Genomic DNA, 23,092 nt, shown 5'->3' on the forward strand with positions numbered 1-23,092 from the left:
TTTACTTAGTATAATGACCTGACGGTACTAAATTTTAGCTTACATTTTCATCTAAAAAAAATTAAAAGGAACTTGAATGTTAAAACGTTTTTTTGTGCCGCTACTGGTAGCGTATATGGTTAGCATCTCTTCTTTTGCTGTCGCAGCTGAGGCTACTATTGTTAAATTAGTGACTTCTAAGGGGAATATCCTACTTGAATTAAATAATAAAAAAGCGCCTATAACTACCGATAATTTTATTCAGTATGTAAAAGAAGGTTATTATCAAAATACTATTTTCCATCGTGTGATCCCTGGTTTTATGATCCAAGGTGGTGGCTTTATTAGTGGTTTGCAACCTCAACCAAATATTCGCTTGCCAATCAAAAATGAAGCTGATAATGGCTTACGTAATTTACGTGGCACAATTGCAATGGCGCGCACATCAGCTAAGGATAGTGCAACTAGCCAATTTTTTATCAATACAGCAGATAATGCATTCTTAGATCATGGCCAACGTGATTTTGGCTATGCCGTTTTTGGTAAAGTGATTGACGGAATGGATGTAGTTGACAAAATTTCGAGTGTAACAACAACAAATATTGGTCCCTACCAAAATGTACCGACTGAAGAAATAAAAATTATTTCTGCCAGTATAGAATAATTTATTTAATAGCAGAAAATATTTTCTGCTATTAAATTTAACATAATTTTTTAATATTCAATGACAATTAAAAAACTAAAATAATTTATCTGCCTTTATCTTGCTATTACCGGTAAAACTTTACTTTATAATAAAACAAAATATCCATCAGTTTATTAATTTATATCGTTATCATTGTTGCTAATGAGGAATTATTGTTTGAGTAAGCTACTACCTAGTTGCCAGAAACTAATAGAAAATATTGTTGAACCTAAAATAGAACATAACAATAATCAATTTTCAGAATTGTTAAATATGGCGCCTATGTCTACTTATTTTTTGGATGAGAAAATTAAATACACACCGGGCGAAAAGATTCGATTTTCTGAAAAAACACAAATACTTATTTCAAGTTCAGCAACATTGAGCCGAGCATTGAAAACATTGGAAGTTGATGGTTGGAAATTAGTTGTAGCGCAACGAGGGCAAGGAACTGCTACCGATTTGCGACGGAAAACTGTTTTTATTTCAAATCGAGTTTTGAATCATCCTAATTTGACTATACAAGCACTATCCCATGAAATTGGGCATATTTTTTATACAGAAAAGCCAAATATAGAATCTAAATCAAATTTTATTTCTTATTTTTTAGCGAGTGAAGGTGCTGCGACGATTAAAAATATTGAGATCCAACGAGAAATTATTAATCACATGGCAGTAGATATTGGAATTATGGCAAATCCAAGAAATATAAAATGTTATAATGAAGTCTATGATAATTATCTTATTGATAACAAATTTGATGAAGCGACTAAATATATTGGTGAAATTTATCGATATAACGAAATAACATCAAATAACTTAAAACCTTATGGTCAATATTATAACGAAGTTTATAATGATTTATAGTTATCACTTATAATTATTCTAATTAATAATTATTATGTTTATTTATTGAAATGAAACATTTTGATTGATTTTTATGAGCTATTTTTTTCTGCGGTTATGGTATGATAGCCAACTTTGTTATTATGGTATTATAATCTGTACAATTTTCCTTAATAATAAAGATCAAAATTAAGGAATTATTACTATAAAAATCATTTGGATAGCTAGTTATGCTTTTGATAATTGATAACTATGATTCGTTTACCTATAACCTTTATCAATATCTGTGTGAATTAGGGGTTAATGTCGTGGTTAAGCGTAATGATGCAATAACTATCTCGGAGATAGAAACATTAGCGCCGACACATTTAGTCATTTCACCAGGTCCATGTACACCTAACCAGGCGGGTGTTTCACTTGAAACAATTTCCTATTTTGCCGGTAAGATCCCAATTTTGGGTGTTTGCCTTGGTCACCAGGCGATTGGACAGGCTTTTGGTGCTTCTATTGTTAAAGCGAGAGAAGTAATGCATGGTAAAGTATCCGCAATTCATCATAATCAGCAAGGTATTTTTAAAGGATTAAATCGTCCATTACAGGTAACTCGTTATCATTCTTTGGTGATTGATGCTGGAACATTGCCCGCAACTTTTGAAGTGACTGCATGGACGTTACATGATGGAAATATTGATGAAATTATGGGTATCCGGCATAAAACACTACCTATTGAAGGTGTTCAATTTCATCCGGAAAGTATCTTGAGTGAGCAAGGACATGAGTTATTAAATAATTTTCTAAAGTATTAATTTATCAAGAATTAGTTCAAGTTTGGCTATTTATATTCAATGATTAATATAACTATCAATATTGGATAAAGTAGGCTTTATTTTGCTTGAGATGTAAACTTCAATAGGGTGAAAAGTAGTCTATGGTAAAGGGTTTGTTTAAATATTATTAAAACATGTGTTTTTGTATTTACTATCGATAAAAGACTACTATTAAAAATAATAAAAAAATTTTTGTTAAATTCTTTATTATCAAAAAATGGTAGCAAGATGATCATCTGTAAACGGGTTTTTGCTGACAAAGCCAGTAATAATGGCTATCGGGTTTTGGTTGATAGGATATGGCCTAGAGGCATTAAAAAGCAAGACCTTCGTTATGATGAATGGAATAAAAATGTTGCTCACTCAAATGATTTAAGAAAATGGTTTCATAAATATCCAGCAAATTTTGAGTTGTTTAAGCGACTTTATTTTGCAGAGTTAGAAAATAATCCTGATAGTTGGCAACATTTATTGCTTAAAACAAAATCAGGTTGTTTGGTGCTTCTTTTTTCCAGCAAAGATGAAGATCATAATAATGCCGTGGTATTAAAATCATTTTTGGAAAATAAACTCAATAGGGTTTGATCATTATACTTTAGCTATCTAGTTAATTTTCTGATAGATAGTCTGATTATTTTTAATTTCGAATATCATATTAAATCAGTATCATCATTCAGCTATCCAATTTATTTTATTTATTAACCGTTTTATTCGATTTTTTTATTATTATTGTGTGCTATATATTCATAATTGAAGTATATATTTAATAAGAATAATAAAAAACAAACTTATAAAACCAATACGCTACATAAAAGTAGGTACTGGTTTATAGAATATTAACGCGTACCGTAAACGACAATAGTTTTACCGTGAGCAGAAATTAGATTTTGATCTTCTAGCATTTTTAGGATACGTCCCACTGTTTCGCGTGAGCATCCTACTATTTGACCTATCTCTTGACGAGTAATTTTAATTTGCATCCCATCTGGATGCGTCATCGCGTCAGGTTGTTTGGCTAAATTTAATAATGTTTGTGCAATACGTCCTGTGACATCTAAAAAAGCGAGATTACCGACTTTTTCAGACGTTGTTTGTAAGCGTTTAGCCATTTGCGCTGATAACCGCATTAAGATATCTGGATTTACCTGTATTAATTGGCGGAATTTTTTATAAGAAATTTCAGCGACTTCACAGGCGCTTTTAGCTCTAACCCAAGCTGTGCGTTCTTGCCCCTCCTCAAATAATCCAAGTTCACCAATAAAGTCCCCTTGATTCAGGTAGGAAAGGATCATCTCTTTTCCTTCTTCATCTTTAATCAAAACAGCAACAGAACCTTTTACAATATAATAAAGAGTTTCTGCTTTTTCGCCCTGATGTATAAGAGTACTTTTGGATGGATATTTGTGAATATGGCAGTGTGACAAAAACCATTCAAGAGTAGGGTCTGTGTGTGGTTTGCCGAAAACCATTCGCTTAATCCTCTAATGTTATTGCAGCCTGAATACCAAAATACGAGTCTTCACAAGGCTGACTCATCTTATAAAGTTCTAACATAGCATACTAACTTGTTTAGTTTGGGAAAGTTAATATTAACTATAGGGTATATTGATTCGGAATTTTTGGTATTGATCTTAACCATACTATAAATGTGCTTTTGCTTTGTAGCATAATAAAAGCATCCTGTCTCTACTGTCTCGATTCAGCAATATTGTATAAGCCAAAAATTTCATATTTTAGCAATAAGTTGATTAGTTTTATTGTATTTATTAATAAGTATCACTAAGTAAATATTACAAATAAAAAATAAAACTGGAATAATAATATATTATTTCATAAGTTATCAAATTATAGCAAAAATAAATATTAACATTATAAAATAATTACTATATAAAATAATTAACAAGGAAATGTTAACGTTATTATTATACTATAAATAAAAGATAATTTTATGCACAGTTTAAATCTTAAAGTGGGTATAAGAATAAAAAATTGATATAAGTAAAAATATAATGCTGTATTGTTAGCTTCTTTTATGGATAATTTTCTTATTAGAGACGAGCTTTTTTACTAATGGAGTCATAATTAACTCTAGTGCTAAACCTAGTTTCCCGCCTGGAACAACTAATGTATTTATTGATGAAATAAATGAATTGTGTAACATGGCTAAAAGATAGGAAAAATTGATCTGGGTCAGACCATTAAATCGGATCACTATAAAACTTTCATCAGGAGAAGGAATGGCTTTAGCGGCAAAGGGGTTAGAGGTATCGACGGTTGGAACGCGTTGAAAGTTGATATGGGTGCGAGAAAATTGTGGGGTGATGTATTTAATGTAATCTCCCATTGAGCGAATAACTGAATCCATCACAGCTTCTCTTGAATGACCCCGTTCTGATGTATCACGAATTAGCTTCTGGATCCATTCAAGATTAACAATAGGCACAACGCCGACTAATAAGTCTACATGTTTAGCGACATTATATTTTGATGTTACAACACCACCATGTAACCCTTCATAAAATAGTATATCGGTATTTTTAGGCAATGCTTCCCATGGCGTAAAAGTTCCAGGCTGAAGATTGTAGGGGACTGCTTCATCATAGGTATGTAAATAATGTCGACGTTTTCCTGTCCCTTTTTCGCCATACTCGATTAAACTTCGTTCTAGCAGACCAAAGTCATTGGATTCAGGCCCAAAATAACTAATATGACGACTCTGTTCTTTAGCTTTACGAATAGCAACATCCATTTCAGGGCGAGTATAACGATGAAAGCTATCACCTTCAATGGTTGCTGCCGAAAGTTTTAGCTGGGTAAAGATTTTTTGAAATGCAAGGCTAGTAGTGCTGGTGCCCGCACCACTGGAGCCTGTTACCGCAATGATCGGATGATTAGCTGACATATAAATAGCTTCCATTACGCACTTAGATAACACAATGTTTTAACACATTAATTACAATAACGTAAAATTTATTTTTAGATAGTAATATATACAGTTATTAAAGGATCTAATTGTGTTTTTGGCAAAATATTTATCGTTTCATGCAATTCAGACCAGACAAGCACAACACTTCCTAATCGTAATTGCTGCTTAATATCCTCAACTTTTTCATCCAGTGTTTTCTCATCTTTACCGTAATCTGTTCCTTCTCGTAAGACAAAGCTTTCGATCAAATTATTTAAAGTATCCGCTGCTAGTTGTTGCCATGGAATGATCATAAATTACGGCTCCAGATATGGGGTTAACCAATCAGGTATACGTTGCTCAAGCCACATTTGAGGTTGTTTTAATGTGCCACTAACAAACCCAACGTGACCACCATGTTCTGTTATTTGATACTCGATATTAGCAGGTAATTGGGTGATATTTGGTACAACTTCAGGCGCCATAAAAGGATCATCTTTTGCATGAATAATCAGTGTTGGCACACGGATATTGGGTAACCGAGGCAGAGCACTACATTGATTATAATAATCCGTCGCATCTTTAAAACCGTGTATTTTTGCCGTAACGACATTATCAAAATCACGCAGCCGTTTTAGTTTTTTTAGTTGTAGCAAATTAAGCGGTAATGAACCTGGGTAGCGAATGAGTTTGCGTGTTGCATTACGTTTAAGGCCATTTAGTAAATAACGTTCATAAAATTGTGAAATCCCTTTTTCTAAACGAATTGAACAAGGTTCTAACATTAAAGGAGCAGAAACAATGACTCCGGCATTAACATCAGCATATTGCCCAGTTTCAGCTAAATAGCAAGCTAACATATTACCACCAAGCGAGTAGCCAACAGCGGCAATTGGTACTTGACCGTAAATTGTTTTCTGCCATTTGAGGAAGTAACGGGCATCGGTAATTTCACCGGAATGATAAATACGTTTTTGCCGATTTGGTTCTCCACTACAGCCACGAAAATGCATAATTACACCGAGCCATCCTCTTTTTTTCGTCGCTTCCAACATGCCATGGGCATATGGACTTCTAAAGCTGCCTTCTAAGCCGTGAAAAATGACTAGCCGAGGTTTATGTTTTGCAGATTGAGGATCTTCACTCCAAGCGAGATCAATAAAATCACCATCAGGCAATTCGAGGCGTTGCCATAGTGGTTTGATTTGCGGCTTTTTCCTCACAATACGGGGTAATAGTGTTTGTAAATGAGGGTTTTTAGCCCAATTTATTGGTTGAAAATTTTTACTCATAATTGTAAATCTAAATAATTAATTTTACATATATTCTGATAATATATTGTTATTTTTAATATGAAAAAAGATTAATCATAGTTAATCAAAGGATCTTAAATGAGTCATGGGCTGATTTTTGCGCTATTTACTTTTTTATTTATTGTGGCGATTACTCCTGGTCCAAATAATTTATTATTTACGTCATCAGGGGCTCAGTATGGTTTACGGCGTTCAATACCTTTAATATTCGGCGTAATATTAGGTATCCAGAGTATACTATTTATTTCTGCTGGTGGTCTTGCTGTTCTTTTACTGGTTTCGCCAGTGTTACAAATTATAATGAAACTCGTTGGGAGTTTTTATTTATTATGGCTTGCTTGGAAACTCGCTACATCCCACCATGTGCAACTTAATACAGAGTCTCAAGTTGCTAAATCAATTAAATGGTATCAAGGGAGTTTATTACAATTCTTGAATCCCAAGGCATGGATGATGGGGTTAGGGGCGGTTAGTAGTTATAGTGTGGCTGATAACTACGTTAACTCGATTCTGATCATAAGTTTTGTTATGTTGATTGTCAATTTAATCGGTGGTTTTATCTGGGTTGGCTTTGGTTCGTTAATCGGTATCCTGCTTCGCGGGCGGAATGCTTGGTTTATTTTTAATATTACAATGAGTATTTTTACCCTCGCTTGTATTCCTTTTATTTGGTTGCAATAGTGATGCAAAAAAGGGCAGCCCCTTTTTTGCATTAATTTAGTTCGGCATTTTTACTAGCGAACAAATAAGTAAAAATAAAACCAAATAAATAGGAAATCAGTAAGCCAGCAATATAGATAAGTATACCGTTAAAAATCCCAGTTGTAGATGTCATCAATGGAATAGCAATTAATCCGGATGGACCGAAAACCGAATTGAGGCCAATTGGTTGACCTAACCAGGCAACTAATCCGATAAAAAAACCACCAGCGGCGCCGCCTAAACAAGCAGTTATAAAAGGTTTAATGCGCGGTAGCGTCACACCATAGATTAAAGGCTCAGCAATACCTAATATGCCTGGGATTATTGCCCCGCGTATCTGATTTCGTAAGCTAGAATCCTTAGCTGATTTAATATAGAGCGCTAATGCTGCACCAATCTGACCGCCGCCAGCCATAGCCAGGATTGGGAAAAGAGGATTAAACCCTTGTGTCTCCATTAATGCGAAATATACCGGAATAAAACCTTGATGGACACCAAAAACAACCGCGATCAAAAATAGACCCGCCAATATAGCGGTACCAAATGGATTGCCATTTAAGTGTATAAATAACCAGGACATACCAGTAAACAAATAGCTGCCAATCGGCATAATAATGGTGTAGGTAATGGCGCCAACAATAAGCAATGTGATTGCTGAAGTCAGTATCATATCTAAGTTGGCAGGAATAATTTTCCTGATTTGTTGCTCAACCCAGGCACCACAGATACAAGCGAGTAAAATACCAATAATGTTACCCCGAGGATCAATGGTGTAATTGAAAAAGGTGCTCATATTGGAGAAGAAGCCTGTTGTTGCGTGCGGATCGTAGCCTAGAATAAAAAGTGACGCAATAATGGCACCATTAATACCTGAACCGCCAAAAACTTTTTGCGTATTGTAACCAATCAAGATCCCTAGAAAAGCATAAAGGCCTTTGCTAAAGACAGACATATAAAGTATTAAGTGAACAAGAAAAGTCTGTTGTGTTGCCTCAGTGGGTAGACCCGCTGGATAGTATACTTGTTTGGCCAATGTTGCGAAGCCAAGTAATAAACCAACGGCAATGAAACCCGGTATCAGTGGGGTAAAGATGGTGGCAAAAGTGGATAAAAATTTATGCACAACACTAGTTTGTTTGGTTTTTAATTGTTTTTTGTTGTCAGCAGCAATTTTTTGTAAATCATTGCTAGCGGGTAATATTGTTTCTGTCTCAGAGCTGTTTGCTAATAATTGTTTTATCATATCATTAGCTGTTTGTGCCTTACCTGGACCTAATATAATTTGTAGTTGTTTATCACTTTCAATAATCCTAAAACACCGGGAATTTGTTTGAGGCGATTTTTGTCAACTAGTTGTATGTCATGCAACGAGATACGTAAGCGTGTCATACAGTTGCCGTACTGAATAATATTTTTAGCGCCACCAATAGTTGCCAGTATTTGTTTTAGCATTTCATTAGTTATTTTTGCCATGGTTCTTTTCCTTTAAAACGATTATTGATGGCCAGTATGCTGTTTTAAGGCGGCACGAATAAAACCATGATTATCAGCTAACATTTGTTTAGCTTGCTGGGCACTAAAACCGGTAAGGATCATAACGATAGCGGTTTTACAATGGTTATTACATTCAATAAGGGCTTGTTCTGCTGTTGTTCTATCACACTCTGTCGCAGCCATGACAATCTGTTTTTGCCGTTCAATAAGTTTAGCATTGGTTGCTTCTACATCTACCATGAGGTTACCGTATACTTTCCCAATTCGTATCATGGCACCTGTCGTTATCATATTAAGGACTAATTTTTGCGCCGTGCCAGCTTTCATTCGTGAAGAGCCAGTGATCACTTCAGGGCCAACAATTGGTGTTATTGCAATATCTGCTATGTTGACCATTTCACTGTTGGGGTTACAACTAATACAGGCAACAGTTGCTCCTGTCGTTTTAGCATAGTTCATTGCACCTAGCACATAAGGTGTGCGGCCACTGGCAGCGATGCCAACTAAAATATCTGTTTGATTGAAATTAAAAGCTTTAAGATCATCCGCACCAAGCTGAGGATTATCTTCAGCGTTTTCTACCGCTTGTAGAATCGCTTGGTGTCCACCTGCGATTAGACCGACTACCATGTCACGTGGAGTGCCATAGGTTGGTGGACACTCACTTGCATCTAAAATGCCTAAACGGCCTGAAGTGCCAGCACCACTGTAAAACAATCTACCATTATGCTGAAAAGCATAGGCAACTTTGTCAATAACAAGCGCAATTTCAGCGAGCGTTTGTTCAACACCAATCGGCACTTTCTTATCTTCCTGGTTAATAATTTTTAATATATCTAAGGTTGATAATGTATCAATGTTATTACTAACAGGGTTACGGCTTTCTGTTACCATTTTATTTAGATCTAATGTCATTGGATATTTCCTATATGTCGTTTTTAAGAGATATTAAGGAATTATTTATTCTTTATGTGTGTTATTGATCACAAAGCAATCTATTCTTTTTTAATGGTAATAAGAGAATAAGAGAAAAATGAAAATAATATTTTGTTAGCTAATTTATTGTTTAATCAGCTATTAATTGATTAGAATAATAGATAATAAAATAGGAATAATTTATCATAATTATTTTAATCGGTAAGCTTGATATTATGAGTAATCTTAAGTATAGCATGGCGATATTGAGTAAAATTTCATGGTTGTTACCTCAATTAGCGTTAAATCAGCAGAAAATTGCGACCTTTATTCTTGAACAGCCACAAACGGTATTACTACTTTCATCACAACAAATCGCAGAGCAAATAGGTGTCAGTCAATCCGCTATTGTTAAATTTAGTCAGAAAGTTGGTGTCAAGGGATTCCCGGCTTTAAAACTGGCTATTAGTGAAGAACTAGGGCGTAAGCAAGTAGTTACTGAGCGAATGCATAACGTTATTCATAATCAGATTGCCAGCAATGATAGTTTGATGGTTATTGCACAGAAACTGGCACAAGAAAAAATTGATTCTGTCATGGAAACAACACGACGAATTAATTATTCGGTTTTTAATAAAGTTGCTACATTGGTTAATAATGCACAAAGAGTACAGATTGTTGGCATTGGTGGGTCAGCGTTAGTAGCCAAAGATCTCTATTATAAATTGCAAAAAATAGGTATTACTACGCTAGTTGATTTAGATCACCATGTTCAGATAACAACAGCGCTAACCCTTACTACAAAAGATATTCAGATCGCTATTTCATTTAGTGGAAAGCGAAAAAATATTTGCGAGGCAGCAGCAATAGCTAAGCAACATGGAGCTAAGGTGATTGCTATTGTTGGTAATAAACAACAGACTCCATTAGTAAAGTTAGCTGATTATGTATTAGAAAGTGTCGCTAGTGAAAATGAATGGCGTAGTTCATCAATTTCTTCTCGTGCCGCACAAAACACGCTGACCGATTTATTATTCCTAGCGCTATTACAAAAACGCGAGGAAAAAGCCCGATCGTTAATCATAAATGCCCGTTTAATGATCAACAAATTAGATGAGTAGTGACTGACGGCACAAGCCTCATCCATTTATGCTTTGCTTTGCGATGTTTTATTAATCATATATAAGAAGATCAGCGTTGCATTGAATCATGCCTGAAATTCGAACTCTTTTATCATATTTTCCAATGTTTCTTGCCATGCTAACCACTCGGTTTCAATTTCTTCTAATGTGAATTTTGTCTCAGTTTGCTGTCTTAGGTAATTGTTAAGCTCAGATTTACGATTGTGGTTATAAATATCACTGTCAGCCAATTTTTGTTCAATTTGAACTAATTGATTGGATAAACTTGTTATCTTTTGTTCTAACATTGATAACTGTTTTCTGATTGGTTGCGTGCGTTGGCGGAATTCTGCTTCACGTCGTTTTTGTTCTTTACGATCTTGGGCAGTTAAGTTACCTGATAGCAACTTATCTTGTAACTGCTCTTGACGAATTTGTTGGTGCTGTTGTTTATTCTGTTCGGTTAACCATTTTTGATAATCTTCCAGATCACCGTCAAAAGGTTCAACCTGACCTTGATGAATACGGTAAAACTCATCAGTTGTTGAGCGTAGTAAATGGCGATCATGAGACACAACAATTAAGGCACCATCAAATGCAATCAATGCTTCTGTTAATGCCTGTCGCATATCCAAATCTAAATGGTTAGTTGGTTCATCAAGTAGCAGAAGATTGGGCCGCTGCCAGACAATCAAGGCTAATACTAATCTCGCTTTTTCCCCGCCGGAAAAATGTCTACAAGGCTCATTTACCTTGTCGCCTTTAAAGCCAAAGCCACCAAGATAGTCGCGCATATGCTGTTCAGTTTCTTGCACAGCAAGGCGACTAAGATGTTGTAAAGGCGATTCATCTATGCGCAAATAATCTAATTGATGTTGCGCGAAATATCCAAGTTTAATGCCTTTAGCTAAGGAAATTTCCCCCTGTTGCGGTAATAGATCACCAGAAAGTAACTTGATTAAAGTTGATTTACCCGCTCCGTTACGGCCGAGTAAACCAATTCTTGAACCAGGAACCAGATTAAGTTTAATCGATTTTAAGATCACCTTGTCGCCATAACCTGCGCTAACTTTTTCCATTTTAAGCAATGGATTAGGCAAACAATCGGGTGGCCGAAACGAAAAATGAAAAGGATTATCAACGTGAGCGGGGGCAACTAATTCCATACGCTCTAGCATTTTAATCCGGCTTTGTGCTTGTTTGGCTTTTGACGCTTTATAACGAAAGCGATCAATATATTTTTTTAAGTGAGTTACTTTTTCCTGTTGATTGTCGTAAAGCGCTTGTTGCTGCGCTAATTTAGTCGCTCTTTGTTGCTCAAAGGAAGTATAATTACCCGTATATTCAAATAAGTTTTCTTGTTCAATATGTAGCACTTTGTCAATGATAGGATCGAGAAAATCTCTATCGTGGGAAATCAGGATTAACGTACCGGAATAATTTTTAAGCCATTTTTCTAACCAAATAACCGCATCTAAATCTAAATGATTAGTCGGTTCATCCAGTAACAAGAGATCAGAACGGCAAATTAATGCTTGCGCTAGATTTAGTCGCATCCGCCATCCACCAGAAAAGGCGCTAACAGGTTCTTCTATTTGTAATTGGGAAAAACCTAAACCGTGTAATAAACTAGAGGCACGAGCGCGAATAGTCCAGGCATTGATCGCATCCAGTTGACCATGTATTAATGCAATAGCATGACCATCATTTTTATCATTTGCTTGTTGCAATTGTTTTTCTAATTTGCGGTATTCATGATCGCCATCAATCACATATTCAAGGGCAGATTTTTTTAGGGCAGGTGTTTCTTGATTGACCCAAGCGAGAGCCCAAGTTGCAGGAAAAGTAATGCTTCCTGCTTCAGGTTGCATTTCACCTTTGATTGAAGAAAATAAAGTCGATTTTCCACAGCCGTTTTTGCCAATTAAGCCTACTTTTTGGCCGGGTGTGATGGAAGCTGTTGCATTATTTAATAAAACCCGAATGCCACAGCGTATTTGTAGTGAAGAAAATACAATCATATAAACCGTATCTTGATAATATATTAAATCATTTATAATTTTAAAGAATATAAATGGCCTTTGGTGTGTATGTTAACTAAAAATTGTGCTTCTGGCACGCTTTTGAGGAGCTAATTATGTCGCTACCACCCAAGATTCTCATTATCTATGCACATCCTGAACCTGCTGAATCTGTGGCGAATAAGATGCTCATTGAATATGTGCAGGATTTAGACAATGTTGTGATACATGATTTGTATGGTACTTATCCAGACTACTTTATTAATGCTAGTTATGAACGAAAGTTACTTTCTCAGCACGAAATTATCATTTTTCAGCATCCGCTTTATACCTATAGTTGTCCATCTCTTTTGAAAGAGTGGTTTGATAGAGTATTAACGCGAAATTTTGTTTGTGAGCAAAGTAAACAACTGAAAGGAAAATACTGGCGATCAGTTATTACCACCGGAGAGCCTCAGGAAGCTTATCAATACGGTGGTTATAATCGTTTTCCATTAAATGAATTGCTACGTCCTTTTGAACTTATTGCTTTAATGTGTGAAATGCAGTGGTTATCGCCAGTCATTATTTATATGGCAAGAAGACAGTCCCTGGAAGATATGCAGGAGTGCGCTAAAGCCTACCGTGATTGGCTGAAATCACCCTTAGAGCATGGAGGTTTATAATTATGGAAGAATTTAGTTTATTCCGTTCTATTATGATATTCCTGCTTGCGGGGGTCATTATGGTCCCTATTGCCCAAAAAATTCGTCTAGGGGCGGTATTAGGATATCTATTAACCGGTATTGTCATTGGGCCATTTGTACTCGGGTTTATAAGAAATGTTGATGAAATTATGCATTTCGCTGAACTTGGTATCGTTTTTTTGATGTTTTTAATTGGCCTGGAGCTTAATCCAACTAAATTATGGACATTAAGGCGTTCAATTTTTATTATTGGCACCGCTCAAGTGATCATAACAGCAGCATTAGTTACTGGTTTGCTTATTATTATTCATTTTTCTTGGCAAGCCGCCGTTGTAGGTGGGCTGGGCTTAGCCATGTCATCAACGGCAATTGCCTTACAGATTATGCATGAAAGGAGCATGAATAATACCGAAAGTGGGCGGTTAGGTTTTTCCGTTTTACTTTTTCAAGATATGGCAGTGATCCCGATATTGGCACTTATTCCATTTCTTGCCAGCGGAACAGCAGATAGCGATTGGTATCAAATTGGGCTAAAAGTAGTGGCTTTTGTTGGTTTATGGGTCGGAGGGCGCTATTTATTACGGCCATTATTTCATTTGGTTGCCAAGTCCGGTATTCATGAAATATTTACTGCCGCTTCTTTACTTGTCGTATTAGGGGCGGCTTTTTTTATGGAAAAACTGGGTTTTTCTATGGCGCTGGGCACATTTATGGCGGGTGTATTACTGGCTGATACAGAATTTCGTCATGAGTTAGAGATCACCATAGAGCCTTTTAAAGGATTATTGTTAGGTTTGTTTTTTATTTCTGTTGGCATGTCACTAAATTTAGCCATCCTTTGGTCACATTTATTAGAAATAATTATCGGTGTTGTGATCTTGGTAATATTAAAATTTGTTATTCTCTATATTTTAGGTTGGTTAGCGCAGGTGCGTCGTTCTTCACGTCTACTTTTTGCTGGAGTGTTGAGTCAGGCCGGTGAATTTGCATTTATTATCTTTTCGACTGCCATTAATGTCAAAGTCATAAATAATGAGCAGATGTCGTTGTTATTAGTTATTGTTACTTTATCTATGATGACAACGCCACCGATAATGCAGCTAATCAGCAAATTACTGACTCACTGGTATAATGTCCGTAATGAACCGCTTGAAAAACCTTTTGTTGAGGATACCGATCCGCAAGTTATTTTGGTAGGGTTTGGACGTGTTGGTCAAGTTGTTGGTCGTTTATTAATGGCCAATAAAATTCGTATTACGGTATTGGAGCAAAATGTTAGTGCAATTCATACTATGCGACGCTATGGCTATAAAGTTTATTATGGTGATGCGCAAGATTTGCAATTATTGCGATCGGCAGGTGCGGCAAAAGCCAGTGTGATTGTTATTACCAGCGATAACCCAGAAGAAGTGATGGGGATTGTTCATCTATGTCAGGCTAATTTTCCTAATCTTCATATTATAGCGAGGGCACGAGGACGTTTTGAAGCGCATCAATTAAGAGAAAATGGTGTGACGGATTTTTGCCGAGAAACATTTGTCAGTGCTCTTGAGATGGGTGAACGGACATTGATAAATCTAGGTGTACATCCTCATCAGGCTCATCGAGCAAAACAGCATTTTCGTCGACTAGATGTTAAAATATTTAAAGAAAATTCCCCCAAAGCGGGTGAGGGAGAAATTGGTCAAGCGACGCGAATCAAAGAAGCGCGTAGAGAGCTTGAAGAATTGTTTGAAATAGAAATAACGCAAGAGCGTGGACAACCAAAAAGTTGGGATTAACATAAGATTAATTAGCGAGATAGTGGATGTCTGTAACACGTAAAAGATTTATTGCTGGCGCTGTTTGCCCTCAGTGCCAATCTCAAGATACGCTGATGCTTTGGCAAAAAAAATGCATTTGAAAACGTTGAATGTCAGAAGTGTCATTATAAACAATCTCAAACGGTAGATGGATCTGATAGTCATAGCAAAGATAAAAATATGCGAATAGATATTTTTACTTTGTAATAAAAATAACGTTTTTTATAAGTTTCAATACAGTTGTACTTTTTTTTTGTACAATCGGAAAAATTTTTTATCCACGGCGTTGTAGGAGATGTAATGAAAAAAGTAGCGAAAGATTTAGTGGTGAGCCTGGCTTATCAAGTGAGAACAGAAGATGATGTATTAGTTGATGAGTCATTGGCCAGTGCGCCACTTGATTATTTGCATGGTCGTGGTTCTTTGATTTCAGGTTTAGAAAAGGCACTTGAAGGACGCAGTGTTGGTGAACACTTCGATATTGAGATCCCAGCTGATGACGCTTATGGTCAGTATGATGATAATTTAGTTCAACGTGTACCGAAAGATGTTTTTGTGGGTGTTGATGAGCTACAAGTTGGTATGCGTTTCTTAGCTGATACCGATATGGGTTCAGTACCAGTAGAAATTACGGGTATAGAAGGTGATGAAGTTATCGTGGATGGTAATCACATGTTAGCTGGTCAGAATTTAAAATTTAATGTTGAAATTATTGCCATCCGGGAAGCAACTGATGAAGAATTAGCACACGGCCATGTCCATAATGAGGATGGTCATGAGGGTGGTTGTTGTCATGGTGAACATCATGGTGACAAAGATTGTTCTCATGGACATGGTGATTGTGGTTGCCATTAAGTTGATAAAATAATCGCCGAGATTGCAATAGATCAGCGAGAAAATATGCTCGCTGATTTTCTGGCTGATTAATAGTGTGGTGGTGGAGTTTCTTCCGTAATTGGCGTTAACAGTGATGATTGTGTGGCTTTCAATCGTTCTGTAACCAGTTGCACATGCTCTTTTAACTTAACCATTTCAAGTTGTTGTTCGACAACCACTTGATTAAGTGCTTCAATGGTGATCTCTTGAAAAGATAACTTGCTTTCCAAATCTTCAAGTCTTTCTTCATATTTTTTAAGTAAATCCACTTGAACCTCCTGTCGGGAGTGAAATACATAGATTGGATATTCGCTATAATGCCTATAGATACAGCCTTAGAGAAGTTTTTTCTATTATGATTTACCATGTAACTTCTTTTTATTAGCGTGGTTTAACTATATTTAATCCCCTAACTTATTGTATTATCTCGCAGTTGATTAGCTAACACATTTTACTATGACTTGACTGAAATAAATAAAAGTAATTGGAGAACTGAATGAAATCACTATTTAAAACGACTTTGTTAGTGACAACTTTGTCTATGGTGCTAAATACGTCGCAAGTATTCGCTGCTGATGCAAATAAGAAATTTGATAATGAAGATCAGCGTAGCGCTTATGCATTAGGTGCATCGCTGGGTCGTTACATGGATAATTCTTTAATGCAGCAAAAATCTATCGGTATTAATCTTGATAGGCAACAGCTTTTAGCCGGTGTACAGGATGCATTTGTTAATAAAAGTAAACTTAGTGATCAAGAAATAGAAACAACATTAAAAGCATTTGAAGAAAAAGTACGTGCTGCTGCTCAGGCCAAAATGGAAGAAGAGAGTAAAAAGAATGGTAAATTGGGTGATGAGTATCGCGCCAAATATCTCAAAGAAGAAAAAAGTGCAATAAAAACAAAAAGCGGATTAATTTATAAAATTGAAAAACCAGGCGAAGGGGCAAAACCAACTGATAAAGATACAGTAGTGGTAAATTACGAAGGTCGTTTAATTGATGGCTCGGTATTTGACAGTTCTTATAAACGTAATGAACCGTTAACAATTGCGCTGGACTCAGTGATCCCTGGATGGACGGAAGGTTTTCAACAATTGAAAAAAGGCGGCAAAATCCAACTTATTATTCCACCAGAACTGGGTTACGGTAAATCTGCAGCAGCAGCAATTCCAGCAAACTCAACGTTAATCTTTAATGTTGAATTATTAGATATCAAACCGACTAACAAATAATTGAGTGGCAAAAGAGGCAGAGTAAAACTCTGTCTTTAGCTTCTTTATTATATTAAAAAATAATAGTTACGATTTATTTATAAAATTTATGATGAGTGACAATAAGAGTGCAGTAATAGAAATTGCGCATTATCAATAAATATCTCGAATATAATTTAATGCATTTCTATCAATGTTAATATTATTTTATTTACTTAAAATAGTATCAACAGGTTTTTTTGTGATTTTTGTCTAAATTAAATGATTAAGTTACTTTTTTGTTTATGTCCTGTGAGACAGGCCAAAGGTCTGACACAAGATCCCTTGACGATCGGTCTTTGTGGTTTTAACGTTTTAGATTCTTTTTACCGTAAGTCTGGCGTATTGATGATTGCTAAATAAATTGCACATTAATAATAAGATCGGTGTTTACTCACATAATCGTTTAATAAAGTTTCGTCAATATGTGGAGGATGGAGTCTGAATGTCTAACCTATTATATTCTAATGATAGCTGTGATAATGATTTACTGGATGCTCAACCGTTTGATGGTGTAGATTATGCGATTTTGAAATCTTATGAATCTATGGTTGATGGTTTGGCTATGTTAATTGGTGGGCATTGTGAAATTGTTCTTCATTCACTTGAAGATTTAAAATGTTCAGCGGTCAGAATAGCTAATGGCGAACATACCGGCCGTAAAATTGGTTCGCCAATCACCGATTTAGCTTTACGTATGCTTCATGATATGACCGATATTGATTCCAGTGTCTCGAAAGCTTATTTTACGCGTGCAAAAAGTGGCGCTTTAATGAAATCAGTCACTATTGCGATCCGCAATCCCAGGCGGCGGGTTATTGGTTTACTTTGTATTAATATGAATCTAGATGTACCATTTTCGGAGATAGTCAAAACATTTGTGCCGGAAAAAAACCATGAAGTTGCTTCCAACGTAAATTTTGCCTCTTGTGTTGATGATCTTGTTGCTCAGGCATTGGAATTTACCATAGAAGAAGTTAATGTTGATCGCAATGTACCAAATAACATGAAAAACAGACAAGTCGTGCTCAATTTATATGAAAAAGGAATTTTTGATATTAAAGATGCGATTAATCAGGTTGCTGATCGTTTGAATATTTCTAAGCATACTGTTTATCTTTATATCCGGCAGTTTAAAAGTGGTGAGTAAATAAATGTGTGCTTCTGTTTTGAATAAGTCTTTGACTTATTGCCTATTAGTGACCGGGCCTGCTTATGGAACTCAGCAGGCCACCAATGCTTGGCGATTCGCGAATGCTTTGATTATGGAAGGACATATATTAAAGACTGTTTTTTTCTATCGGGAAGGTGTTTATAACGGTAATCAATTAATTTCACCAGCTAGTGATGAATTTAATTTACTTATGGGTTGGAAAACATTAGCACAGCAGACAGGATGTCAATTGAATATCTGTGTTGCTGCTGCTTTGCGTCGGGGTATTATCGATGAAACTGCGGCCAAAAATAGTGGCTTACCCTGTGCTAATTTAGATGAAGATTTTGTATTGAGCGGATTAGGTACTCTGGCTGAGGCCATGCTTGTCTGTGATCGCACAGTCCAATTTTGAAATAAATATGAAAAAAATAGCATTTGTATTTATGAAAACACCTCATGGAACTTCGAGTGGTCGTGAAGGATTAGATGCTTTACTTGCGACTTCTGCATTAACTGAAAATATTGGTGTTTTCTTTATTTCGGATGGCGTTTGTCAATTATTGGCAAAACAAAATCCTAATAAACTCTTGGCGCGTGATTATATTGCAACCTATAAATTACTACCATTATATGATATTCATGCTTGCTATATCTGTCAGGAAGATCTTGAAGCAAGAGGATTTTCTTCTGATAGTTGTTTTATTCTACCGGCAACAGTTATTTCTGTTGATAGACTTAGACGTAACCTAGCTGATTATGATGTAATTCTGACTTTCTAGTTAATAGAAGACTAATATGCTATATACCATTTCTACTTCCCCTTATTATAGTGACTTTAATTCATTAATTAACCTATTAACGGAGCAGGATGAGGTGCTATTACTCCAGGATGGTGTTTTGCTAGGACATAAAATAGCATCGGGTAAGAAAGATAATCATTATTTAATACAATTAAAAGATAAAGGGATTCATGTTTTTGCTTTACAAGATGATGTAGAAGCAAGGGGTTTAATGCCATATATCTCATCTTATGTCCGTCAGATATCTTATGTTGATTTTGTGCAATTAACGGTAAAACATCCACAATATTTTGCTTGGTAATGGATGATCCTTTGTATATTTCTTGACACCTGTCTCTGTTAGCAATAAAATTTCGCGTCCTCGTGTTTTATCATGACGATAAACGAGGAAAATATCCGTGTTTACGAAGCAAAAAACCAGGAGCTTTTTTAATGGCAACAATTAATCAGCTGGTTCGCAAACCACGTAGCTCGAAAGTTGTGAAAAGCAACGTTCCAGCACTGGATGCTTGCCCGCAAAAACGTGGTGTATGTACTCGTGTATATACTACTACCCCTAAAAAACCTAACTCAGCACTGCGTAAAGTATGCCGTGTTCGTTTAACAAATGGTTATGAAGTGTCTTCTTATATTGGTGGTGAAGGCCACAACTTGCAGGAGCACTCAGTAATCTTGATTCGTGGTGGTCGTGTCAAAGACTTACCAGGTGTGCGTTATCACACTGTTCGCGGTGCACTGGACTGTTCTGGTGTAAAAGATCGCAAACAAGGTCGTTCTAAATACGGCGCTAAGAAGCCGAAGGCTTAATGGTTCTCCGTTAAGTAAGGCCAAACATTTAATTTTTAATGTCAAAATAAACTCATAGAGTTTTGGACAATCCTGAATTTAACAACGGAGTATATCCATGCCACGTCGTCGTGTAATTGGTCAACGTAAAATTCTACCAGATCCAAAGTTTGGGTCAGAATTATTGGCTAAATTTATTAATATTTTGATGGTAGATGGTAAAAAATCTACTGCAGAAGCAATTGTATATAGTGCGCTTGAGGCCCTGGCTCAACGTGCTGGAAAAGATCATTTAGAAGCCTTTGAAATAGCTCTGGACAATGTTCGTCCAACAGTGGAAGTCAAATCACGCCGTGTTGGTGGTTCAACTTACCAGGTTCCTGTTGAGGTTCGTCCTGTCCGTCGGAATGCATTAGCAATGCGTTGGATTGTTGAAGCTGCTCGTAAACGCGGTGATAAATCGATGGCTTTGCGCTTAGCAAACGAATTATCTGATGCGGCTGAAAATAAAGGCACTGCTGTTAAAAAACGTGAAGATGTTCATCGTATGGCAGAAGCTAACAAGGCGTTTGCCCACTATCGTTGGTAGCTTGCGCTAGTTATGTTTCGTAAGGGTAACATGGCGTTACCCTTATACGAATTGAACGTTCACGAGAGAGGAAAAAATGGCTCGTAAAACTCCCATTACGCGTTATCGCAACATCGGAATTAGTGCCCATATTGATGCTGGTAAGACCACCACAACCGAACGTATCCTATTTTATACTGGCGTAAGCCATAAAATAGGTGAAGTTCATGATGGCGCAGCAACGATGGATTGGATGGAACAGGAGCAGGAGCGTGGTATTACTATCACATCAGCTGCAACTACTGCTTTCTGGTCTGGTATGGGTAAACAGTTTGACGAACACCGTATCAACATCATTGACACACCAGGACACGTTGACTTCACGATTGAAGTAGAACGTTCTATGCGTGTTCTTGATGGTGCGGTAATGGTTTATTGTGCAGTTGGTGGTGTTCAACCCCAATCTGAAACAGTTTGGCGTCAGGCAAATAAGTATCAAGTACCTCGTATCGCATTTGTTAATAAAATGGATCGCATGGGTGCTAATTTCTTGCGTGTTGTTGAACAGATAGAAACACGTCTGGCAGCAATACCCGTTCCACTTCAGTTACCTATTGGCGCTGAAGAGTCATTCACTGGTGTTATTGATTTAGTTAAAATGAAAGCAATCCAGTGGAGTGACAGTGATCAAGGTGTCACCTTCGTTTATGAAGATATTCCAGCAAATATGCAAGCTCAAGCTGAAGAGTGGCATGGTAAGCTGATTGAAGCTGCGGCCGAAGCATCAGATGAGTTGATGGAAAAATATTTTGGTGGCGAAGAGCTGTCTGAAGATGAGATCAAACAAGCATTACGTAAGCGCGTATTGAATAATGAAATTATTCTGGTTACGTGTGGTTCGGCCTTTAAAAACAAAGGCGTGCAAGCAATGCTGGATGCGGTTATTGAATATTTACCCGCGCCTACTGATATTCCTGCAATTAAAGGTGTTTTAACCGATGGTAAAAACACCCCAGCAGAACGTCATGCAAGTGATGATGAGCCTTTTTCAGCATTGGCATTCAAAATTGCAACTGACCCATTTGTTGGTAATTTGACTTTCTTCCGGGTTTACTCTGGTGTGGTTAACTCAGGGGATACTGTTCTTAACCCAGTTAAAGATAAAAAAGAGCGTTTTGGTCGTATCGTTCAGATGCATGCTAATAAACGTGAAGAAATTAAAGAAGTTCGAGCGGGCGATATTGCTGCCGCTATCGGCCTCAAAGATGTGACTACCGGTGATACTCTATGTGCTATGGACACGCCAATTATTTTGGAGCGGATGGAATTTCCACAGCCAGTTATCTCGGTTGCTATTGAACCTAAAACTAAAGCTGACCAAGAAAAAATGGGTATTGCTTTAGGCCGTTTGGCTCAAGAAGATCCATCATTCCGCGTGTCCACAGATGAAGAATCTGGTCAGACAATTATTGCTGGTATGGGTGAGTTGCATCTGGAAGTATTGGTTGACCGTATGCGTCGTGAATTCAAAGTTGAAGCGAACGTTGGTAAACCACAAGTAGCATACCGTGAGACTATTCGTAAGTCTATTGAGCAGGAAGGTAAGTTTGTTCGTCAGTCTGGTGGTCGTGGTCAATTTGGTCATGTATGGATACGCGTTGAACCTTTGGAAGCAGGCCATGAAATTGGTTATGAATTCCACAACGAAATCGTTGGGGGCGTTGTACCTAAAGAGTACATACCTGCGGTGGATAAAGGCGTTCAAGAACAGATGAAAAATGGTGTTCTGGCGGGCTACCCCATTGTTGATGTCAAAGTGGCATTGTATGATGGTTCCTATCATGAGGTTGATTCCTCGGAAATGGCATTCAAAATTGCAGGTTCTATGGCTTTCAAAGAAGGTTTCATGAAAGCAGGTCCAGTTTTACTGGAGCCAATCATGAAAGTTGAAGTTGAAACGCCTGAAGACTATATGGGTGACGTAATTGGTGACCTGAACCGTCGTCGTGGTATGATTGAAGGTATGGAAGATACAGCAACTGGTAAAACAGTTCGTGCACAAGTACCATTGTCAGAAATGTTTGGTTATGCCACAGATCTGCGTTCACAAACGCAAGGTCGTGCTTCTTACTCAATGGAATTTTTGAAGTATAATGAAGCACCAACCAATGTTGCTCAAGCAATTATTGAAGCTCGTAAAGCTAAGTAATTGGCTTTCGGTTTAACTATTTAATCTGGTTCTCTCTTATTGTTTGAGAGAACTCTATAAGGAATAGAGTCGTGTCTAAAGAAAAATTTGAACGTAAAAAACCGCACGTTAACGTTGGTACAATCGGCCACGTTGACCATGGTAAAACA

Annotated in this window: 24 protein-coding genes and 3 pseudogenes; 19 read left to right on the plus strand and 8 right to left on the minus strand. The window is 36.7% G+C overall.

The features are described 5' to 3' along the window. The first annotated feature begins 76 nt into the window (after positions 1-76). The 4 genes from H1X92_RS12025 (at position 77) to H1X92_RS12040 (ending at position 2,922) form a co-directional block, all read left to right on the plus strand. Positions 77-643 (plus strand): peptidylprolyl isomerase, encoded by a 567-nt coding sequence (locus H1X92_RS12025; RefSeq protein ID WP_180560377.1) that lies wholly within the window; start codon positions 77-79, stop codon positions 641-643. A gap of 198 nt (positions 644-841) precedes the next feature. Then, the gene (locus H1X92_RS12030) at positions 842-1,531 is read left to right on the plus strand and encodes a hypothetical protein (RefSeq protein ID WP_180560378.1); all 690 of its coding nucleotides are present in this window, start codon (positions 842-844) and stop codon (positions 1,529-1,531) included. 209 nt (positions 1,532-1,740) lie between these two features. Continuing rightward, positions 1,741-2,316, plus strand: a complete 576-nt coding sequence (locus tag H1X92_RS12035; protein WP_180560379.1) for an aminodeoxychorismate synthase component II — start codon at positions 1,741-1,743, stop codon at positions 2,314-2,316. A 249-nt stretch (positions 2,317-2,565) separates the two neighbouring features. Further along, entirely contained in the window at positions 2,566-2,922 is a 357-nt protein-coding gene (locus H1X92_RS12040; RefSeq protein ID WP_180560380.1) for a DUF488 domain-containing protein, read from the plus strand. Positions 2,923-3,173: 251 nt separating this feature from the next. On the opposite strand, the gene crp is transcribed toward H1X92_RS12040, so the two are convergent. The 4 genes from crp to H1X92_RS12060 all read right to left on the minus strand — a co-directional run bounded on the left by crp (position 3,174) and on the right by H1X92_RS12060 (position 6,534). Further along, complete coding sequence (crp, locus tag H1X92_RS12045) at positions 3,174-3,806, minus strand: cAMP-activated global transcriptional regulator CRP (protein WP_032116089.1); 633 nt, start codon at positions 3,804-3,806, stop codon at positions 3,174-3,176. A gap of 551 nt (positions 3,807-4,357) precedes the next feature. After that, positions 4,358-5,239, minus strand: coding sequence for a phosphoribulokinase (locus tag H1X92_RS12050; RefSeq protein ID WP_180560381.1), 882 nt, complete (start codon positions 5,237-5,239; stop codon positions 4,358-4,360). A 74-nt stretch (positions 5,240-5,313) separates the two neighbouring features. Further along, positions 5,314-5,556, minus strand: coding sequence for a YheU family protein (locus H1X92_RS12055; RefSeq protein WP_180560382.1), 243 nt, complete (start codon positions 5,554-5,556; stop codon positions 5,314-5,316). 3 nt (positions 5,557-5,559) lie between these two features. After that, complete coding sequence (locus H1X92_RS12060; protein WP_180560383.1) at positions 5,560-6,534, minus strand: hydrolase; 975 nt, start codon at positions 6,532-6,534, stop codon at positions 5,560-5,562. 99 nt (positions 6,535-6,633) lie between these two features. Between H1X92_RS12060 and H1X92_RS12065 the strand changes: the two genes are divergently transcribed. After that, the gene (locus H1X92_RS12065) at positions 6,634-7,236 is read left to right on the plus strand and encodes a LysE family translocator (protein WP_180560384.1); all 603 of its coding nucleotides are present in this window, start codon (positions 6,634-6,636) and stop codon (positions 7,234-7,236) included. Positions 7,237-7,267: 31 nt separating this feature from the next. Here H1X92_RS12065 and murP read toward each other — a convergent pair. Both murP and murQ read right to left on the minus strand, forming a co-directional pair. Continuing rightward, positions 7,268-8,730 (minus strand): annotated as a pseudogene (gene murP, locus H1X92_RS12070) (PTS N-acetylmuramic acid transporter subunit IIBC). Between the two features lie 21 nt (positions 8,731-8,751). Beyond that, positions 8,752-9,666: an N-acetylmuramic acid 6-phosphate etherase gene (gene murQ / locus H1X92_RS12075; protein ID WP_180560385.1), complete on the minus strand. Its 915-nt coding sequence runs from the start codon at positions 9,664-9,666 to the stop codon at positions 8,752-8,754. Positions 9,667-9,923: 257 nt separating this feature from the next. On the opposite strand from murQ, the gene H1X92_RS12080 reads away from it, so the two are divergent. Next, positions 9,924-10,787: a MurR/RpiR family transcriptional regulator gene (locus tag H1X92_RS12080; protein WP_180560403.1), complete on the plus strand. Its 864-nt coding sequence runs from the start codon at positions 9,924-9,926 to the stop codon at positions 10,785-10,787. 86 nt (positions 10,788-10,873) lie between these two features. Here H1X92_RS12080 and H1X92_RS12085 read toward each other — a convergent pair whose 3' ends face one another. Next, the gene (locus H1X92_RS12085) at positions 10,874-12,808 is read right to left on the minus strand and encodes an ABC transporter ATP-binding protein (protein WP_180560386.1); all 1,935 of its coding nucleotides are present in this window, start codon (positions 12,806-12,808) and stop codon (positions 10,874-10,876) included. Positions 12,809-12,924: 116 nt separating this feature from the next. Here H1X92_RS12085 and kefG point away from each other — a divergent pair, with 116 nt between their 5' ends. From kefG to slyD, 4 genes and pseudogenes are all read left to right on the plus strand, one after another. Beyond that, positions 12,925-13,473: a glutathione-regulated potassium-efflux system ancillary protein KefG gene (kefG, locus tag H1X92_RS12090; RefSeq protein WP_180560387.1), complete on the plus strand. Its 549-nt coding sequence runs from the start codon at positions 12,925-12,927 to the stop codon at positions 13,471-13,473. A gap of 2 nt (positions 13,474-13,475) precedes the next feature. Then, positions 13,476-15,275: a glutathione-regulated potassium-efflux system protein KefB gene (gene kefB, locus H1X92_RS12095; RefSeq protein ID WP_180560388.1), complete on the plus strand. Its 1,800-nt coding sequence runs from the start codon at positions 13,476-13,478 to the stop codon at positions 15,273-15,275. A gap of 26 nt (positions 15,276-15,301) precedes the next feature. Further along, positions 15,302-15,503: pseudogene (locus tag H1X92_RS12100) on the plus strand (YheV family putative zinc ribbon protein). Between the two features lie 93 nt (positions 15,504-15,596). Then, positions 15,597-16,151 (plus strand): peptidylprolyl isomerase, encoded by a 555-nt coding sequence (slyD, locus tag H1X92_RS12105; RefSeq protein WP_180560389.1) that lies wholly within the window; start codon positions 15,597-15,599, stop codon positions 16,149-16,151. 68 nt (positions 16,152-16,219) lie between these two features. Here the strand turns inward: slyD and H1X92_RS12110 are convergent, their stop codons facing one another. Further along, a complete protein-coding gene (locus tag H1X92_RS12110) occupies positions 16,220-16,441 on the minus strand; it encodes a SlyX family protein (RefSeq protein WP_180560390.1) in 222 nt (73 codons plus the stop codon). A 227-nt stretch (positions 16,442-16,668) separates the two neighbouring features. Between H1X92_RS12110 and fkpA the strand changes: the two genes are divergently transcribed. From fkpA to H1X92_RS15635, 9 genes and pseudogenes are all read left to right on the plus strand, one after another. Next, positions 16,669-17,406 carry an FKBP-type peptidyl-prolyl cis-trans isomerase gene (gene fkpA, locus H1X92_RS12115; protein ID WP_180560391.1) on the plus strand — a complete coding sequence of 246 codons (738 nt, stop codon included), beginning with the start codon at positions 16,669-16,671 and terminating at the stop codon, positions 17,404-17,406. 463 nt (positions 17,407-17,869) lie between these two features. Next, a complete protein-coding gene (locus H1X92_RS12120; protein ID WP_180560392.1) occupies positions 17,870-18,574 on the plus strand; it encodes a helix-turn-helix transcriptional regulator in 705 nt (234 codons plus the stop codon). Between the two features lie 4 nt (positions 18,575-18,578). Next, on the plus strand, positions 18,579-18,992 hold the full coding sequence (gene tusD / locus H1X92_RS12125) for a sulfurtransferase complex subunit TusD (RefSeq protein ID WP_180560393.1): 414 nt from the start codon (positions 18,579-18,581) through the stop codon (positions 18,990-18,992). A gap of 7 nt (positions 18,993-18,999) precedes the next feature. Beyond that, positions 19,000-19,359, plus strand: a complete 360-nt coding sequence (tusC, locus tag H1X92_RS12130) for a sulfurtransferase complex subunit TusC (protein ID WP_180560404.1) — start codon at positions 19,000-19,002, stop codon at positions 19,357-19,359. Positions 19,360-19,375: 16 nt separating this feature from the next. Beyond that, positions 19,376-19,681: a sulfurtransferase complex subunit TusB gene (gene tusB / locus H1X92_RS12135; protein ID WP_180560394.1), complete on the plus strand. Its 306-nt coding sequence runs from the start codon at positions 19,376-19,378 to the stop codon at positions 19,679-19,681. Positions 19,682-19,812: 131 nt separating this feature from the next. After that, positions 19,813-20,187 carry a 30S ribosomal protein S12 gene (gene rpsL / locus H1X92_RS12140; RefSeq protein WP_180560395.1) on the plus strand — a complete coding sequence of 125 codons (375 nt, stop codon included), beginning with the start codon at positions 19,813-19,815 and terminating at the stop codon, positions 20,185-20,187. Positions 20,188-20,284: 97 nt separating this feature from the next. Further along, a complete protein-coding gene (rpsG, locus tag H1X92_RS12145) occupies positions 20,285-20,755 on the plus strand; it encodes a 30S ribosomal protein S7 (RefSeq protein WP_026822991.1) in 471 nt (156 codons plus the stop codon). A gap of 76 nt (positions 20,756-20,831) precedes the next feature. After that, entirely contained in the window at positions 20,832-22,943 is a 2,112-nt protein-coding gene (gene fusA, locus H1X92_RS12150; protein ID WP_180560396.1) for an elongation factor G, read from the plus strand. A gap of 71 nt (positions 22,944-23,014) precedes the next feature. Further along, positions 23,015-23,092, plus strand: a pseudogene (locus H1X92_RS15635) (GTP-binding protein); the annotation flags it as partial.

The organism is Arsenophonus endosymbiont of Apis mellifera (assembly GCF_903968575.1).
Lineage (GTDB): Bacteria > Pseudomonadota > Gammaproteobacteria > Enterobacterales > Enterobacteriaceae > Arsenophonus > Arsenophonus apicola.

Excerpts from the sequence above, each read along its gene's own strand:
- H1X92_RS12025 (WP_180560377.1), top strand. The coding sequence starts at position 77 with ATGTTAAAACGTTTTTTTGTGCCGCTACTGGTAGCGTATATGGTTAGC.
- H1X92_RS12035 (WP_180560379.1), top strand. The coding sequence starts at position 1,741 with ATGCTTTTGATAATTGATAACTATGATTCGTTTACCTATAACCTTTAT.
- H1X92_RS12040 (WP_180560380.1), top strand. The coding sequence starts at position 2,566 with ATGATCATCTGTAAACGGGTTTTTGCTGACAAAGCCAGTAATAATGGC.
- crp (WP_032116089.1), bottom strand. The coding sequence starts at position 3,806 with ATGGTTTTCGGCAAACCACACACAGACCCTACTCTTGAATGGTTTTTG.
- H1X92_RS12050 (WP_180560381.1), bottom strand. The coding sequence starts at position 5,239 with ATGTCAGCTAATCATCCGATCATTGCGGTAACAGGCTCCAGTGGTGCG.
- H1X92_RS12055 (WP_180560382.1), bottom strand. The coding sequence starts at position 5,556 with ATGATCATTCCATGGCAACAACTAGCAGCGGATACTTTAAATAATTTG.
- H1X92_RS12060 (WP_180560383.1), bottom strand. The coding sequence starts at position 6,534 with ATGAGTAAAAATTTTCAACCAATAAATTGGGCTAAAAACCCTCATTTA.
- H1X92_RS12065 (WP_180560384.1), top strand. The coding sequence starts at position 6,634 with ATGAGTCATGGGCTGATTTTTGCGCTATTTACTTTTTTATTTATTGTG.
- murQ (WP_180560385.1), bottom strand. The coding sequence starts at position 9,666 with ATGACATTAGATCTAAATAAAATGGTAACAGAAAGCCGTAACCCTGTT.
- H1X92_RS12080 (WP_180560403.1), top strand. The coding sequence starts at position 9,924 with ATGGCGATATTGAGTAAAATTTCATGGTTGTTACCTCAATTAGCGTTA.
- H1X92_RS12085 (WP_180560386.1), bottom strand. The coding sequence starts at position 12,808 with ATGATTGTATTTTCTTCACTACAAATACGCTGTGGCATTCGGGTTTTA.
- kefG (WP_180560387.1), top strand. The coding sequence starts at position 12,925 with ATGTCGCTACCACCCAAGATTCTCATTATCTATGCACATCCTGAACCT.
- kefB (WP_180560388.1), top strand. The coding sequence starts at position 13,476 with ATGGAAGAATTTAGTTTATTCCGTTCTATTATGATATTCCTGCTTGCG.
- slyD (WP_180560389.1), top strand. The coding sequence starts at position 15,597 with ATGAAAAAAGTAGCGAAAGATTTAGTGGTGAGCCTGGCTTATCAAGTG.
- fkpA (WP_180560391.1), top strand. The coding sequence starts at position 16,669 with ATGAAATCACTATTTAAAACGACTTTGTTAGTGACAACTTTGTCTATG.
- H1X92_RS12120 (WP_180560392.1), top strand. The coding sequence starts at position 17,870 with ATGTCTAACCTATTATATTCTAATGATAGCTGTGATAATGATTTACTG.
- tusD (WP_180560393.1), top strand. The coding sequence starts at position 18,579 with ATGTGTGCTTCTGTTTTGAATAAGTCTTTGACTTATTGCCTATTAGTG.
- tusC (WP_180560404.1), top strand. The coding sequence starts at position 19,000 with ATGAAAAAAATAGCATTTGTATTTATGAAAACACCTCATGGAACTTCG.
- tusB (WP_180560394.1), top strand. The coding sequence starts at position 19,376 with ATGCTATATACCATTTCTACTTCCCCTTATTATAGTGACTTTAATTCA.
- rpsL (WP_180560395.1), top strand. The coding sequence starts at position 19,813 with ATGGCAACAATTAATCAGCTGGTTCGCAAACCACGTAGCTCGAAAGTT.
- rpsG (WP_026822991.1), top strand. The coding sequence starts at position 20,285 with ATGCCACGTCGTCGTGTAATTGGTCAACGTAAAATTCTACCAGATCCA.
- fusA (WP_180560396.1), top strand. The coding sequence starts at position 20,832 with ATGGCTCGTAAAACTCCCATTACGCGTTATCGCAACATCGGAATTAGT.